Raw genomic sequence first — 15,345 nt, 5'->3', positions numbered from 1 at the left:
TTGTGAGCAAGTTTTGGATCATTACCTCGAAATGCTACTTAAGTGATTGATTTAAAAGCTTATTTCTTTGTATGACCTTTTCTTGGAAATCGTGCATAAGTTTTTTCGCAGCATAAAAAAACCGGCTTTTACGCCGGTTTTTTTGTGTCCGCAGCACCGCTGATAGCGTGAAGACTTGCGGGAGCGGATAAACCCGCTCCCACAAACTACCCTGCGCGCGACCAAGGCCAGGCACTAGACCTTGTCGATATCCACATCCTTGGTCTCTTTCAGGCAGAACAACCCCACCACCAGACTCACCCCGGTAATCAGCACCGGGTACCACAGCCCATAGAAGATATCCCCGGTGTACACCACCAAGGCGAACGACACGGTCGGCAGGAAGCCACCGAACCAGCCATTGCCAATGTGATACGGCAGGGACATGGAGGTGTAGCGGATGCGGGTCGGGAACAGCTCGACCATTACTGCCGCCAAAGGCCCATAGGTCATGGTGGCAATCAGGATCATGGCGACGATCAGCACCACCACCATCACCTGGTTGACGCTCGCGGGATCCGCCTTGGCCGGGTAGCCAGCCTGCTCGATGGCCGAGCGCATGGCCGCCTCGTCAAACCCATCGATGCGCTGCTCGCCGATGGAGACCTGCACCGCAGATCCCGCTGGCGCATCCACCGAGCTGTACGGCAGGCCTTGCTTGACCAGGAACGTCTTGACCTTGTCGCAAGGGCTGTCGAAACGAGCCTTGCCCACCGGGTCGAACTGGAATGTGCAGCCTTGTGGATCGGCCGTGACGACGATCGGCGCCTGCCGGCTGGCCGCGTCGATCTGTGGGTTGGCGTAGTGGCTCAGGGCCTTGAACATCGGGAAGTACAGCACCGTGGCCAGTAGCAGGCCGATCATCAGGATCGGCTTACGCCCCACTCGGTCGGACAACCAGCCGAAGAACACGAAGAACGGCGCACCAATCACCACGCTGATGATCAGCAGGGTATTGGCCTGGGCCGGGTCCATCTTGAGCATCTGGGTCAGGAAGAACAGCACATAGAACTGCGCCGTGTAGAAGGTCACGGCCTGGCCGGCGTTGATACTGAACAGAGCGGTCAACACGACCTTGAGGTTCGGCCAGGAGGTGAAAGATTCGCGGATCGGCGATTTGCTGACCTTGCCTTGGGCCTTCATCTTCACGAAGGCGGGCGACTCTTCCATGCTCATGCGGATCCACGTGGAGATCGCCAGCAGGAAGATCGACAACAGGAATGGCAACCGCCAGCCCCAAGCCTCGAATTGGTCACCACTGATGTAGCGGCTGCCCAGCACGACGACCAGCGAAAGCAGCAAACCAAGCGTTGCGGTGGACTGGATGAACCCGGTATGAAAACCACGCTTGCCAGGCGGTGCGTGCTCGGCGACGTAGGTTGCTGCGCCGCCATACTCACCGCCCAGAGCCAGGCCCTGAAGCATGCGCAGCACCACCAAGATGATGGGTGCGGCGATGCCGATGCTGGCATAGGTGGGCAATAGACCAACGGCGAAGGTCGACAGGCCCATCAGCACGATGGTCACCAGGAAGGTGTACTTGCGCCCGATCATGTCACCCAGGCGGCCGAAGACCAGCGCGCCGAACGGGCGGACCAGAAAGCCGGCTGCAAAGGCCATAAGCGCGAAGATGAACGCCGTGGTGTCGTTGACCCCTGCAAAAAACTGCTTGCTGATCACCGCCGCCAATGCGCCATAGAGAAAAAAGTCATACCACTCGAACACCGTCCCGAGGGATGACGCGAAAATGATCTTACGTTCCTCACGTCGGCTGACCGTGCTGGCAGCCGTACCTTGCTCTTGGATGTAATCCGACATCGTTGCTGTCCTCGGCCCGCAGGCCACAGTGATTATTGTTGTTTTCCACTGTCGGCGGCCTCTGACCGCAAGCCGCCGGTGTTGCACGCACCCGGGTCAGGGCGTCGGTATCGCGGTGTCGCTGAGGTTGGTCTGAGTGAGAGCCCCCTTGAGGATCAGTTGCGCCGCCTTCTCGGCGATCATCAACGTGGGTGAGCAGGTATTGCCCGAAACGATCTGCGGCATGATCGAGGCATCGGCTACCCGAAGGCCAGGCACGCCATGAACGCGCAGCTGGTTATCCACAACGTCCAGTGGGCCGCTGCCCATGCGGCAGGTGCCCACGGGATGGAAGATAGTGGTGCCGATCTTGCCGGCAGCCTCGTGCAATTGTTGTTCAGTCTGCAGTGCCGGGCCTGGCAGGTACTCACGCGGATCGAATGCTGCCAGGGCAGGGGCCTGAACGATGCGCCGAGTGATGCGAATGGCATCGGCGGCGACTTTGAGGTCTTGCGGATCACTCAGGTAATTGGGATCGATCAATGGCGCAGCAAGCATGTCCGCGCTGCGGATATCGATGCGCCCACGGCTGACCGGGCGCAGGTTGCACACCGAGGCGGTGAACGCCGGGAAGCGGTGCAGCGGCTCGCCGAAGCGCTCCAGCGACAAGGGTTGTACGTGGTATTGCAGGTTGGCGGTGGCCTGCTCAGGGCCCGAACGCACGAAGGCACCCAGCTGGCTTGGCGCCATGGCCAACGGGCCACTGCGGTCATAGAGGTAGCGCAGGCCCATGCCCATCTTGCCCCATAGACTGTTGGCCATCTGATTGAGCGTGCGGGTGTTGCGGATCTGGTAGATCAGGCGCAGTTGCAGGTGGTCCTGCAGGTTGCCGCCCACACCCGGCAGCTCATGACGAACCCCGATGCCTAACCCCTCGAGCAACTTGCGCGGCCCGATGCCAGAGCGCTGCAGGATGCCAGGCGAGCCGACCGAACCGGCGCACAGAATGATCTCCCGGCGCGCCTTGAATGCCTGCCAGGCCCCTTGCCAGCGGGCCTTGACCGCTGAGGCCCGAGCATTTTCGAGGATGATCTGGTCGACCTGAACACCGGTGAGCACCGTGAGGTTCGGACGCCCTTGCACCGGCCGGAGGAAGGCCTTGGAGGCGTTCCAACGCACACCGCTGCGTTGATTGACCTGAAAGTATCCACAACCTGCGTTGTCGCCGGTATTGAAATCCGCCACCTTGGCGATGCCGCTCTGCTCGGCCGCATCGCGGAAGGCATCGAGGATCGGCCAGCTGTAGCGCTGCTGTTCGACACGCCATTCGCCCTCGGCGCCATGGCTGTCGCTGGCACCGGCGAAGTGACACTCGCTGGCCTTGAACAACGGCAACACATCCTTCCACGCCCAGCCGTCATTGCCTTGTTCGGCCCAGCGGTCGTAGTCGGCTGCCTGGCCGCGCATGTAGATCATGCCGTTGATCGAGGAGCACCCACCCAACACCTTGCCCCGGGGATACCCCAGGCTGCGTCCACCCAAGCCTGGCTGCGCCTCGGTCTTGAAGCACCAGTCGGTGCGTGGGTTGCCGATGCAGTAGAGGTAACCGACGGGAATGTGAATCCAGGGGTAGTTGTCGCGGCCACCCGCTTCGAGCAGCAGCACGCGGCAGGACGGGTCGGCGGACAAGCGGTTGGCCAGCAAGCAACCGGCTGGACCGGCACCGACGACCACATAGTCGAAGACTGAATCGGCTGATGGCATGTGAAACCTCGCGCCTGATTTTTATTCTTGTCCCTGACCATCTTATTGATTAATTTCGAGGACGAAACACGAGATTTCGCGCAGCCGCTGTGCGTTTTAGCACAGCGCTATACCTGAGCCGGCCCCTTCGCGGGTAAACCCGCTCCCATAGGTTATCGCCGAACTCAGGATCGGCGGAGAACCTGTCGGAGCGGGTTTACCCGCGAAAGGGCCAGCGCGAACAGCCAAAAGGATCAGCATGTTCGACTGGAACGATCTGCGGTTTTTCCTCGAGTTGCAGCGCAGCGGCCGTTTGCTCAGCGCCGCCAAACGCCTCAACACCACCCACAGCACCGTGGCTCGGCATATCGAGAGCATCGAGCAGAGCCTGGGTACTGCGCTGTTCGTCCAGCACGCTCAGGGTTATGAACTCACGCCGTCCGGACAGGCTCTGCTCAAGCATGCCGAAGCCATGGAGAATGTGGCCTTGCTCGCTCAGGAAGAGATCACCCAGGCCATCACGCCATTGGGCAAGATCCGACTGGGGGTCACCGAGGGCATCGGCATCATGTTCTTCACCCCACGTATGAACGCCCTGTTCGAGCGCTACCCGGGGCTGGAAGTGGAACTGGTGGCGGTGCCGCGGTTCGTCAGCATCCTCAACCGGGAAGCAGAGATCAGCATCCACCTGGAGCGACCCAGCGCAGACCTGCTGATCACTCGCAAACTCACCGACTACCGCCTGGCGCTGTACGCCAGCCAGGCGTACCTGGATCGGGCGCCGCCGCTGCGCAACCGTGAGGACCTGGCCCGGCATAGCTGGATCGGCTATGTCGACGATCTGCTGTTCAGCCAAGAGCTGCTGTTTCTCAACAGTTTCTGCCGGGCGCCCAACGTGGTGTTCCGAAGCACCAGCGTGATCGCCCAGCAGCATGCCGCACGCGCCGGGCTGGGCATTGCCGTGCTGCCCAATTACATGGCCCGCCATGACCCCTCGCTGGTGCGGGTGCTGCCCAGTGAAACCATCCAGCGCAGCTACTGGATCTGCACCCGACGGGAGCTACACAAGTCGGTGCGCCTGCGGGTGGTCTGGGACTACCTGCTGGCCTTGTGCAACGCGGAGCAGGACGAACTGCTAGCCGAGTAGCGCCTTGCCCGCCAACAGCAATGCAGCGCCGATCCCCGTCACGGCAAATAACTGCTGCAGGCGTGGCCCGGCCAGCTTACTCGCCAGGGGCCGGGCCAGCAGCAGACCCAACACAGCCCCGACAGCAAACGGCGCGCCCACTGCCCAGTGCATGACACCGGCCAGGCTGGCGCTGACCACGCTGCCTGTGGATACCAGGGCGATCACCGCCAGGGAAGTGGCTACGATGCTCTTCATGTCCAGGTTGGTGTAGCGGTTCAGGGCCGGAATGATGACGAAGCCGCCACCGACGCCCAGCAGGCCGGACAGCAGCCCAGACAGCACACCGGTAAACGCCAGCGCGCGAGCACAAGGCAGGGTCCAGCGTAAGCGCCCCTGCAACGGGTTGAGCACGCAAGGCATGATCTGGCGCTCACCGCAGGCCGGTTCGCCGCGCAGTTCACGGCCGGCTTTGCGCCAAATGCGCTGGCAGGCATAGACCAACACGCCAGCGAACACCAACGCCAATGGCGTATTGGGCAGACGGTGCGCCAGCATCAGGCCGAGCGGTGCCGCGATGACCCCGAGGGCCGCGATGAACAACGCCGCACGGTAGCGCACCACCCCCTTGCGCAAACCCAGCACGGCGCCGACCCCGGCTGCCAACCCCACGGCGAGCAAGCCGATGGGCGCCGCTTCGACCATCGACAAACCGAGACCGAACACCAATAGGGGTACGGCAAGGATGCCCCCACCGGCACCAGTGAGTGCCAGCACGGCCCCAATGATCGCGCCGAGCCCAGCTCCGATCAGTTGATGTTCGATCACTGCCCGACCTCGGCCACCAGCGGTTGAGGTCGCGCCAACCATTCACGACCTTTGAGCATGCCTTTCCAGTACAACGGCGGAAGTATCTGCGCCTTGAGCAGCCAGGCCAGGCGAGTGGGCTGGCGACCATCGAGCAACCAACGCGGAAAGCTCGGCGCCACCTTGCCGCCGTAGGTGAACTCGGCAAGCACGATCTTCCCGCGCTCGACGGTAAGCGGGCAGGAACCATACCCATCGTATTGGGCGAGGGTGGGCAGGCGCCCCAGCGCAACTAGCACATTGTTAGCCACCACCGGCGCTTGCTTGCGCGCCGCAGCGGCGGTCTTGGCATTGCTGGTGTTGGTGACATCTCCCAGCGCATGGATGTTGGCGAACTGGCGGTGACGCAGCGTGGCAGGGTCCACATCGACCCAGCCGGCAGCATCGACCAGCGGGCTCTGGCGGATGAAGTCCGGCGCAACTTGTGGAGGCACTACATGCAGCATCTCGAAGCCCTCGACGCGGGTCTCGCTGCTGCCATCGGGCAATGTGCGCACGAAAGTCGCACGCTTGTTCGGGCCATCCACCGCCACCAGGCGATGGCTGTAGTTGAGGTCCACAGCGTACTTGTCGATGTAAGCCATCAGGGCCGGAACATAGTCAGGCACGCCGAACAGCACCGCGCCGGCATTGAAGAAACGGGCCTTGATCGCGCCCAGGTGGCCTTGGCGCAACCAATGGTCACAGGACAGGTACAACGCTTTCTGGGGCGCACCGGCGCACTTGATTGGCATTGGCGGCTGGGTGAAGAGGGCACTGCCTTTTTTCAGGTTCTGCACCAACTGCCAGGTGTAGGGTGCCAGGTCATAGCGGTAGTTGGAGGTGACGCCGTTGCGGCCCAAGGTGTCGCTTAGACCTTCGATGGCGTTCCAGTCGAGCTTGAGGCCCGGGCAAACCACCAATTGCTCGTAGCTGACGGCGCGACCGTCCTCGAGCATGACCAGTTGCGCCTGGGGATCGAAGCGCTCGACCCGCGCCTTGATCCAGCGTACGCCACGCGGAATGGTCGAGGCCATGGTCCGGGCTGTGCTCGGGGCATCGAACACGCCCGCGCCGACCATGGTCCAGCCAGGCTGGTAGTAATGCACATCGGCCGGATCGATCACGGCGATGTCCAGGGATGGGTCGCGGCTGATCAGGCTGGAGGCGGTAGCGATACCGGCGGCGCCGGCTCCGACAATGACCACCTTGTGATGGTCAGCGCATGAAGAGTCGGCAGGGGACTGCAAGGCAGGCATGGCGGTGTTTCCTTGGAATAGTCGTTATGTGTTCAGAGCACGTTCAGCGGAATCTTCAGATAGCTCACGCCATTGTCCTCAGGCTCGGGGAACTGGCCGCTGCGCATGTTGACCTGCACCGAGGGCAGGATCAGCACGGGCATCTCGAGGGTGGCGTCACGGGCTTCGCGCATGGCCACGAAGTCGTCCTCGCTGATACCTTGGTGGATGTGGATGTTGCTGGCGCGCTGTTCGGCAACGGTCGTGACGAAGCGCATCTCCCGACCACCTGGCAGGTAGTCGTGGCACATGAACAGCTGAGTCGTGTCAGGGAAGGCCAGCAGGCGGCGGATCGAGCGATACAGCGTGCGCGCATCGGCGCCGGGGAAATCACAGCGCGCGGTGCCGTAGTCCGGCATGAACAGCGTGTCCCCTACAAACACCGCCATCTCGCCACAGTCCTCCACCACGTAGCTCATGCACGCCGGTGTATGCCCTGGCGTATGCAGGGCACGGGCACGCAGGTTGCCGATCAGGAAGATCTCCTCGTCTTCGAGCAGTACATCGAACTGGCTGCCATCCCGGGCAAAGCCTGGCGCTTCATTGAACAGTTCGCCGAAGGTCTTTTGCACTTGGGTGATGAGGGCGCCGATCGCTACATGTCCGCCCAGCTTTTCCTTCAGATAGGCCGCTGCGGAGAGGTGGTCGGCGTGGACATGGGTTTCCAAGATCCATTGGACCTGGGCACCCAACGCCTGTACCCGGGCGATCAAGGCATCGGCCGATTCGGTGCTGGTACGGCCCGATTTGGGATCGTAATCCAATACGCTGTCGATCAGCGCGCACTGGCCGGAGCTTCGGTCCAGAACGAGGTAACTGATGGTAGAGGTCACCTTGTCGTACAAGGCTTCCACATGAAGGTTGCTACCGATGATCATTGCACGTCTCCAGATTTATCCACCGCGCCTTCTAGAGGCGTAGGCAGTATTTGGAGGTTTATCAAGATGCATGCCAGTCAGGCGCAGTGGGCAGCGCTGGCTGTTACGCAGACGCGGTGGTGTCGGGAAAGCCAGTAAAAACAGGGAATTCATGGTGAACCCATTGCATCCGGAGCACGGATGACGCGAGCCAGGGTTCCCTCTGAACCACCAGGATCTGCCATGCCTGTCAGCCCCCTTGGCAGTCGACTGTCAGCCAATGGCAGTGTTTGGCAGTCCCTGTTAACCTCGCCGGGTACTTGCCACCGGTCACCGTCATGTCCGCGTTTAGTGTGTCAGCCCAGCATCCCGCCATCCTCGCCCTGGTGTCTTACCTGGAACACGATGTGCTGCCCAGCATCATTCTGGACACCGACTACAACATCCTCGCGGCCAATGCGGCCTATCGCCGTCAGTTCGGCAAGGATGATCACGCCCCCGTGGGAGAGAAATGCCACCGGGTTTCCCACCACTATGCGGTGCCATGTGACCAGGCGGGCGAACATTGCCCCTTGCGCAAGGCGTGGGACAGCAAGGTGCCGGAGCGGGTTTTGCACATCCATCACACGCCTCGCGGGCCTGAGCATGTGGACGTAGAACTTCGACCGATCCTGGATGAACAGGGCGGGGTGGTGGCCTTCGTCGAACGGCTCACCAGCGTGACGCTTGCCTCGGCGCAACCTCAGGAGCAAGGGCTGGTAGGTCGATCAGCAGCATTCAAGACAGCCCTGGCGAGCCTGCAGCGGGCAGCGCCAGCGCAGATCCCGGTGTTGCTGCAAGGCGAGTCCGGTACTGGCAAGGAGCTGTTCGCCCGTGCCTTGCATCTGGGCAGCCCTCGGGCCAATGGCCCCTTGGTAGTGGTCGATTGTACGGGCCTCACCGAATCGCTGTTCGAAAGCGAGTTGTTCGGGTACGAGAAGGGCGCCTTCACCGGTGCCACCCAACGCAAGATCGGCCTGGCCGAAGCAGCCCATGGTGGCACCCTGTTTCTCGATGAGATTGGCGAAGTCCCCCTGGCAATGCAGGTGAAGCTGCTGCGCCTGATCGAGTCCGGCAGCTTCCGGCCCGTGGGCAGCACCCGTACGGTCCACTCCGATTTTCGCCTGGTCTCGGCGACCCACAAGCCTCTAAAGGAAATGGCCGCCGCCGGTACCTTCCGCGAAGACCTTTACTATCGCATCAGCGGCTTCCCCATCCGTTTGCCCGCCCTGAGAGAGCGCGTGGAAGACCTGCCATTACTGGCCGAGAGCCTGCTGCAGCGCATGGGTAAGCAATCACCGAAGTTGCTACCCGAAGCCCTCCAACGGCTGAGCATGCACCCATTCCCGGGGAACATCCGCGAATTACGCAACATCCTCGAGCGGGCACGCCTGTTTGCCGATGAAGGCCTGATTCGACCTGAGCACCTACCGGAGGACATCGGCCCGACGGCAGCTCAGGGTTTACGTCGTCGCAGTCGCAATGAGCTGGGCGACTTGGCCCAGGCCTTGGAAAACTTTCGCGGGTCACGCAGTGAACTGGCCCGTCATTTGGGCATGAGTGAGCGGACGTTGTATCGACGCCTGCGTGAATTGGGGCTGTAGGTTCTACGAGCCCATAAACAAAAAGCCCCGGCAATGCCGGGGCTTTTTGTTTATGCGGTGGACCTGATGTAGGTTCACAAAATAGGTGATAGGCCAGACCCCGTGAAATTGGAATCTTCGCCATTTTTTTTGTGAAATGAAGGGGTGCTTTTCACAGAAAAGCCGAGAAATCCCTACTCACCAATCACAAAAGTTGATTGGCCTGGAAAGGGCCGTTTACGACCGACGCGTGACTTTTCGGTAAGGGATGAGGAGTAGTCGCAGCGATCCTTTAGCTCCTAGTCTGGCGACCTTGGGTTCAGAATCCGACTGGCAATGCCCGCCGTCACTACTTCAGAGGAACCAGCTTCCTCTGCTGCCAAAATTGCGGGGGGCTCATGCTGGTACCCAGGCCCGACAAATGCGCAGTTGCAGCCCTCAATTGCAAGGCTATCCAAAGCGGCACGCGTGTCAATCAAGATCTGATGCATGACGATGGCCGGCCTCACGGAGGTGAAACCGGAGATTCAGATTGACTAAACCGACCCCGTAGACACCAACCTCCACGAAGGCCGCTATCGACCCAAAGCTGTCCTTCAAGAAAGGCAGCTAACGGCGAGAAGCGGTCATTTTGTATCTACAGGTTTCGGGGCGATTCACTCGTCTGATGCTCAGGAGCACCAGGATGGGCGTCAAGGAGGTGGTCATCTTGAGGTGGACTATGCTGACCAGTTGCTCTCAAATCTAATCGTGAGGTCCTCCATGGCAAACCCCAATCTGCTGGCTCTATTCAGAGATGAAGTCCTTCTGACCGGGCCTGAAAGCTCCCTTCCAAGCAACCTATCTCAGTTCTGGCTTGAGGAGCTCCAGAGTCATCTGGAGAGGTATTTCGACGGTTTGAACTCGGATTCAGATGCAGAAGAGAAGGATCTCGACATCTCTCTCCCACTCGCAGCGATCATCCACATCTTGTTCGCGAAGAATGGTGGGGAGGAGATATCCGGCTCTTCGCATTTAAGGGTGTAGAAAAAATCTGACCGGCTGGAAAAGGAGTCGAGGATCTTAGAAAATGTAAGCTCTCACACCAACAAAAACTAAGCCCCCGACGTGAACAATCTTACCTTTTCTAGCCCTGATCTTTCCAGCTTTTGCCAACTGAATAACCTCGGCCTGACTGCCACTGGACAACATCTTTGTGCAGAGCGCGCCGTCATCGAATGTCGTTTAACCAAAGCACCCGAGCCATGCCCCAAGTGCGGGGCTGCTGGTGTTTCACGCGGTACTGTCGATAGGCATCTTGCTCACACACCTTACGGACAACGACCAACCAGATTGCTGCTGCGTATCCGTCGCTGGCGTTGTGCTTGCGGCTGTTTCTGGCATGAAGATACAAACAGTGCAGCACCTCCACGTTCAAAGCTTTCATATGGGGCGATACGCTGGGCATTAGCTGCCATCGTGCTGGATCATCTGTCGGTATCTCGTGTTGCGAGCCAGCTTGATGTTGCATGGCACACCGCTAATAATGCCATTATCAACGAAGGACGGCGCCTGCTTTTTAATGACTCGACACGTTTTGACGGTGTGACCGTGCTGGGCGTGGATGAGCATGTTTGGCGACATACACGCTGTGGTGACAAGTACGTCACCATCGTGGTTGACCTTACGCCCGTGCGTAACAAAAACGGGCCGGCCCGCTTGCTCGATGTGCTGGAAGGCCGCTCCAAACAAGCCTTTAAGCAATGGCTACAGAGTCGCCCCAAATCGTGGCGTGACCAGATCGAAAGCATTGCCATGGACGGTTTTACGGGGTTTAAATCTGCAGCGCAAGAAGCCCTGCCTCAAGCCCAAACCGTGCTGGATCCTTTCCATGTCGTGCGCTGGGCAAGCAACATGCTGGATGAATGCCGCCGGCGTGTGCAACACGACATCCTGGGCCGCAGAGGGCGTAAAAATGACCCGCTCTACAAAAGCCGTCGAACGCTACTGACTCGGATCAGCTACCTGTCTGACGCCAACAAAAAGCAACTGTTCCAGCTGTTTGCAGATGAGCACCACCTCGAAGTGGATTGCACCTGGAGCATGTACCAACGGGTGGTCAGCGCCTACAACGAGCCGGATCGAAAACGTGGTAAAAAACTCATGGAAGAGGTCATAAATATCATTACAGCCAGCGACTTGCCCAAAGCGCTCATCGAGGTGAAAGGCTTGGGGGAAACGCTGAAAAAATACGCTGAGAGCATCCTTGCCTACTTCGACCGGCCAGGAACCAGCAACGGTCCAACAGAAGCTATCAACGGGCGACTTGAGCACTTACGAGGTACCGCCTTGGGCTTTAGAAATTTAACCAATTACATAGCCAGGTGCTTGCTGAAGTCAGGAGGGTTTAGAAATCAGCTACACCCTTAAATGCGAAGAGCCAGATATCCGAGAGCTCTGAAAAGCTGTACGAGTATTTCCAAGACTACCGGCTCGAACTGGCCCTTGAAGAGATCACGCGAAAGACTCATGTGGCTGCCGAGGCTGCAACCATTGAGACCATCTTCACCAACCGAGATGTCCTGGTGGAACAAGGCCCCCTTCTTCAATAGGTACCTCCACCGATGCCATCGCCGGCGGGCACGCTCCGAGGCATTGATGGAATGCATTTTGACGGCTGCCGAGATCAGCGAATGAAAGAAATTGCTGCGCCGATGTTCGATCTAATCGCTTTGTCGCTTCCACGAGGGTTGGGGTTTGGGGACAGCCCGCCAGTAGGGGCATGGCTTAGTGAGGACGGAATTTCTTGTGCCGCTCTAACCCGAAATATCCATTCCGGCAGCTTCGGAATTGTCACCTTGCGGCGTCGTGTCGATAGCGTGTGGGTGCTCCTCAGCCATAGTGAGCGCACCACTGGCGAGTCTGAAGCCCGCGCCTCAATCAGCCATTTTCTCTATACCCAAGCCCATCCGCTTCCACTCCCTTCAGGTGAACGACGACGTGCTCCTCTAAGCAGAATGGGTAAGCGCACACCAAGCGTGGTGTTCAAATCACTATTTGATCCAAGCCGCCGTATTGGGGCGTGGGCGCTGAATCAACTGTATCTCGCACTGCCATCCCCAGACAGAAATTGGGTTCCCGATTGCCAGACTGAGAATTTTCACACCCGCCTCTGGGAAGCCCACCTATTAGCGATTTTTCGTGAACAGGGACTCTTGGTCACCCAGCCTAAAGAATCACCCGATTTTCACATCGAGAATAGGCTGGGAGATGAGGCCTGGGTTGAAGCAGTGACAGCCAACCCGGAAGAGCGGTATGAGCATTTTGGCGCCTCGCCGGTCCCCCCACCCGCTGACCGACATGAGCGTTTCTTAGGAGCGGCTGCAGAAAGGTTTGCGAGGACCATCCAAAACAAATTGGACAAGCGTTACGAATCCCTACCGCACGTGGAGGGTAAGCCGCTCATTCTGGCCTTAGCCGATTTCCATGCGCCCAGTTCAATGCTGTGGAGCAGGGAGTCGCTCATCAGCTATCTCTATGGCTTTGCAGTTCACTCATCTGCGCATCGTGGTACGCACCTGATAACTGTGGAGGAAGAGACATCTCTGCTATCAGGGCGCCCCAACGGCCTATTTACGCTAATGGAAAATGCCCATCTTTCAGCGGTCATTTTCACCAATGCCTGCACAGTGCCAAAGCTCAGCCGAGTGCCGATCTCAGGTGGAGCTCATCTAGACGGGTACCGATACTTGCGGTTTGGTGAGTTTTTCGACCGTTCTCCGGGAGCATCACGAGGTATCCCATTTCTGTTGGATGTAGCGTCCAGCGACTACGGTCAGCTCTGGCCGCAATATGGCTACGAGCCGTGGTCTGCTGAAGTGGAGGTATTCCATAACCCTATGGCACTATACCCGGTGCCTAATGAGTTGATACCAGAAGTCACCCACTGGAGAGAAGTAAACGGAAGAGTCGAGTGCGAATCTTTCTTTGATGTATCCATACTCCGATCCAGAACACTCGTCCTCAGTGCAAACGCTAAGGTTCCGTCACTCGATGAGTTGCTGACAGCAGCCAGTCCTCCAGAGCTCTGACGGCGGCGGGGTGGCCGCATCGTTGCCACGCAGGTAGATGAGAATTTCTCAGCAAGCTACCCAGCCAGGGGAAGGACATGAGATCCCCTGCGCAATTCAGGACCGTTGAAGCGTCACCTCTCTTCGGGTAAAAGCATGACCGTCATACAACGCTACAACAGCGTCATACCCGAGAGCATAGGAAGAAAAATGTCGATCCAAGGACTAAAACGATACTTTGGAAACAAGATTCACGCAGTGATAATGATGGCCCCGCTTAAGCGGGAAATGATACGCCTCGGCATATGCACCCTTATGGCGATTATTCTGAATATCATCTTGTATACCGGCGTTGAAGTAGACGGCACCATCAAGCCGTGGGCAGAAACCCCGATAAAACTGTTTGCATCGTCGATGTTATTCGCCTTCATGATCAAGGCTTTTCTGCCAGTTCTCGGCTGGACGATACTGAAAGCAATGCTGTTGAGTGCGAACAATGCCTTCAGCGGCATACTGAGTTTTTTGGGCAATCAGTTCACAGGCGTCATGTACTGTACCGGAATTATTATGGGTTCTATCACGATTAAATTGTATATGGTTTCCGGGGTTTTAGACTCTGAGTTTGCTTATCTGTCCGCAATCGTATTTGCTTCCGGGGTTTTATATTTCTATGTGCTGCAATGCGCCATTCAAAAAACAATGAGTCCGGCCCTGCGTACACCAGCAGTACCGCGTTAAACCACTAGGCTGTGACTATTCATCTCTGGTGCTCAGTAGGCGCTCGCTCTGCTGAACCCTCACCCATACACAACCATTAATGGACTGGCCCGCCTTCGACTTTATGAAGAAGGCGAGCGAGCACGTGACTGATTGCGCATGTATTCCGAGATGAGACTTTCGAAATTGATGTCCGCCTCCTCAACGAGAATATTGACGTGACAGTACAGCTCTTCAGGACCTCTGAGATAATTGAAAATCCTTGATCTAACGATGCCGCAAACCCCTTCTTTGACCGCCGTAGAGGGGAGGTTGATAACATCGCCAACGCACGGGATAAGAGCTAGGCCATGGTCGCTGTTGAAGACAATGTCAGCTGGACAGGCATCAATGCTGGCATCGGATTGTCCTTGCGAAACCTGCTGATAATCAATGCTATACCTCATGTACAGCCTACCTCATTTGTTGAGTGAGGAATCAGCGCCGCGGATCGTAAACAGAAACCTCAAGTTCGCAAGCGACGGGAGCATGTAGCGGATTTTCGGTACTAGAGAGCTTGGCAACTATCGTTTTTCAAGCACATACCCTACGCCCCGAAGCGTATGTATCAGTTTGGTCTCGAAAGGGTCATCTATCTTGGCTCTGAGTCTTCGAATCGACACCTCTACAACGTTTGTGTCGCAGTCAAAATTCATATCCCAAACCTGCGAAATAATTTGGGTGCGGCTCAGCACCACACCGGTATTACGCATCAGGTAATGCAGTAACGCGAATTCTTTCGTGGTCAGGTCAATGCGCTGACCGTCCCTGAATGCCCTGTGCCGGCTCTGATCAAGCTCCAGGTCAGCGACGCGAATGACCTCTACGGATGCAGGGTGATCTGACCTGCGCATCAAGGCGCGAACCCGGGCCAGCAGCTCAGGGAACTCAAATGGCTTGATCAGGTAGTCATCTGCTCCGTTCTCCAGCCCCCGGACCTTATCCGCCAGCCGGCTTCTCGCCGTCAGCATCATGATACGGGAAGGGCAGTTTTTACGACGCAACAACTCAAGGACCTGCCAACCGTCCATCTCTGGCAGATTTATATCCAGGATAATCAGCTCATATTCGTGCTGCTTAGCCAAGAATAATCCATCTGACCCGGTGTGGACGCAATCTACGACATAGCCACATTCCGTCAGACCTTGACGCACATACTCCGCAGTTTTTACTTCATCCTCAATTACCAGAATTCGCATGGGATTTTGGGCT

At 58.1% G+C, this 15,345-nt stretch carries 13 protein-coding genes; 6 read left to right on the top strand and 7 right to left on the bottom strand.

The features are described from left to right. Positions 1-234: 234 nt before the first annotated feature. A complete protein-coding gene (locus J5X93_RS00380) occupies positions 235-1,857 on the bottom strand; it encodes an MFS transporter (protein ID WP_043207576.1) in 1,623 nt (540 codons plus the stop codon). A gap of 96 nt (positions 1,858-1,953) precedes the next feature. Further along, positions 1,954-3,600 (bottom strand): GMC family oxidoreductase, encoded by a 1,647-nt coding sequence (locus tag J5X93_RS00375; RefSeq protein WP_043207574.1) that lies wholly within the window; start codon positions 3,598-3,600, stop codon positions 1,954-1,956. A gap of 238 nt (positions 3,601-3,838) precedes the next feature. Here J5X93_RS00375 and J5X93_RS00370 point away from each other — a divergent pair, with 238 nt between their 5' ends. Continuing rightward, positions 3,839-4,726 (top strand): LysR family transcriptional regulator, encoded by an 888-nt coding sequence (locus tag J5X93_RS00370; protein ID WP_070575617.1) that lies wholly within the window; start codon positions 3,839-3,841, stop codon positions 4,724-4,726. On the opposite strand, the gene J5X93_RS00365 is transcribed toward J5X93_RS00370, so the two are convergent. From J5X93_RS00365 to J5X93_RS00355, 3 genes are read right to left on the bottom strand one after another with little or no spacing between them, the layout of a single operon-like run. Next, entirely contained in the window at positions 4,715-5,533 is an 819-nt protein-coding gene (locus J5X93_RS00365) for a sulfite exporter TauE/SafE family protein (protein WP_102082094.1), read from the bottom strand. The two genes, J5X93_RS00370 and J5X93_RS00365, sit on opposite strands and share 12 nt — an antisense overlap. Further along, entirely contained in the window at positions 5,530-6,810 is a 1,281-nt protein-coding gene (locus tag J5X93_RS00360; RefSeq protein ID WP_182816832.1) for an NAD(P)/FAD-dependent oxidoreductase, read from the bottom strand. Before J5X93_RS00360 ends, J5X93_RS00365 begins: the two co-directional genes overlap by 4 nt. A gap of 32 nt (positions 6,811-6,842) precedes the next feature. After that, entirely contained in the window at positions 6,843-7,727 is an 885-nt protein-coding gene (locus J5X93_RS00355; RefSeq protein ID WP_197852501.1) for an MBL fold metallo-hydrolase, read from the bottom strand. A 317-nt stretch (positions 7,728-8,044) separates the two neighbouring features. Here J5X93_RS00355 and J5X93_RS00350 point away from each other — a divergent pair, with 317 nt between their 5' ends. The 5 genes from J5X93_RS00350 (at position 8,045) to J5X93_RS00330 (ending at position 14,115) form a co-directional block, all read left to right on the top strand. Then, positions 8,045-9,349, top strand: coding sequence for a sigma-54 interaction domain-containing protein (locus J5X93_RS00350; RefSeq protein ID WP_232092061.1), 1,305 nt, complete (start codon positions 8,045-8,047; stop codon positions 9,347-9,349). A gap of 741 nt (positions 9,350-10,090) precedes the next feature. Further along, positions 10,091-10,354, top strand: a complete 264-nt coding sequence (locus J5X93_RS00345; RefSeq protein ID WP_250034250.1) for a hypothetical protein — start codon at positions 10,091-10,093, stop codon at positions 10,352-10,354. 81 nt (positions 10,355-10,435) lie between these two features. Beyond that, positions 10,436-11,737 (top strand): ISL3-like element IS1411 family transposase, encoded by a 1,302-nt coding sequence (locus J5X93_RS00340; protein WP_011920678.1) that lies wholly within the window; start codon positions 10,436-10,438, stop codon positions 11,735-11,737. Between the two features lie 263 nt (positions 11,738-12,000). Next, positions 12,001-13,398 (top strand): hypothetical protein, encoded by a 1,398-nt coding sequence (locus J5X93_RS00335; protein WP_224765890.1) that lies wholly within the window; start codon positions 12,001-12,003, stop codon positions 13,396-13,398. 189 nt (positions 13,399-13,587) lie between these two features. Next, entirely contained in the window at positions 13,588-14,115 is a 528-nt protein-coding gene (locus J5X93_RS00330; protein WP_012269855.1) for a hypothetical protein, read from the top strand. Positions 14,116-14,216: 101 nt separating this feature from the next. On the opposite strand, the gene J5X93_RS00325 is transcribed toward J5X93_RS00330, so the two are convergent. Together J5X93_RS00325 and J5X93_RS00320 are read right to left on the bottom strand one after the other, a co-directional pair. Next, positions 14,217-14,540: a hypothetical protein gene (locus J5X93_RS00325; RefSeq protein WP_010951457.1), complete on the bottom strand. Its 324-nt coding sequence runs from the start codon at positions 14,538-14,540 to the stop codon at positions 14,217-14,219. Positions 14,541-14,657: 117 nt separating this feature from the next. Further along, the gene (locus J5X93_RS00320) at positions 14,658-15,332 is read right to left on the bottom strand and encodes a heavy metal response regulator transcription factor (protein WP_003253420.1); all 675 of its coding nucleotides are present in this window, start codon (positions 15,330-15,332) and stop codon (positions 14,658-14,660) included. Positions 15,333-15,345: the final 13 nt, after the last annotated feature.

Source organism: Pseudomonas sp. BYT-1 (assembly GCF_023611805.1).
Lineage (GTDB): Bacteria > Pseudomonadota > Gammaproteobacteria > Pseudomonadales > Pseudomonadaceae > Aquipseudomonas > Aquipseudomonas guariconensis.
This window is presented reverse-complemented; position numbering and strand designations above follow the sequence as displayed.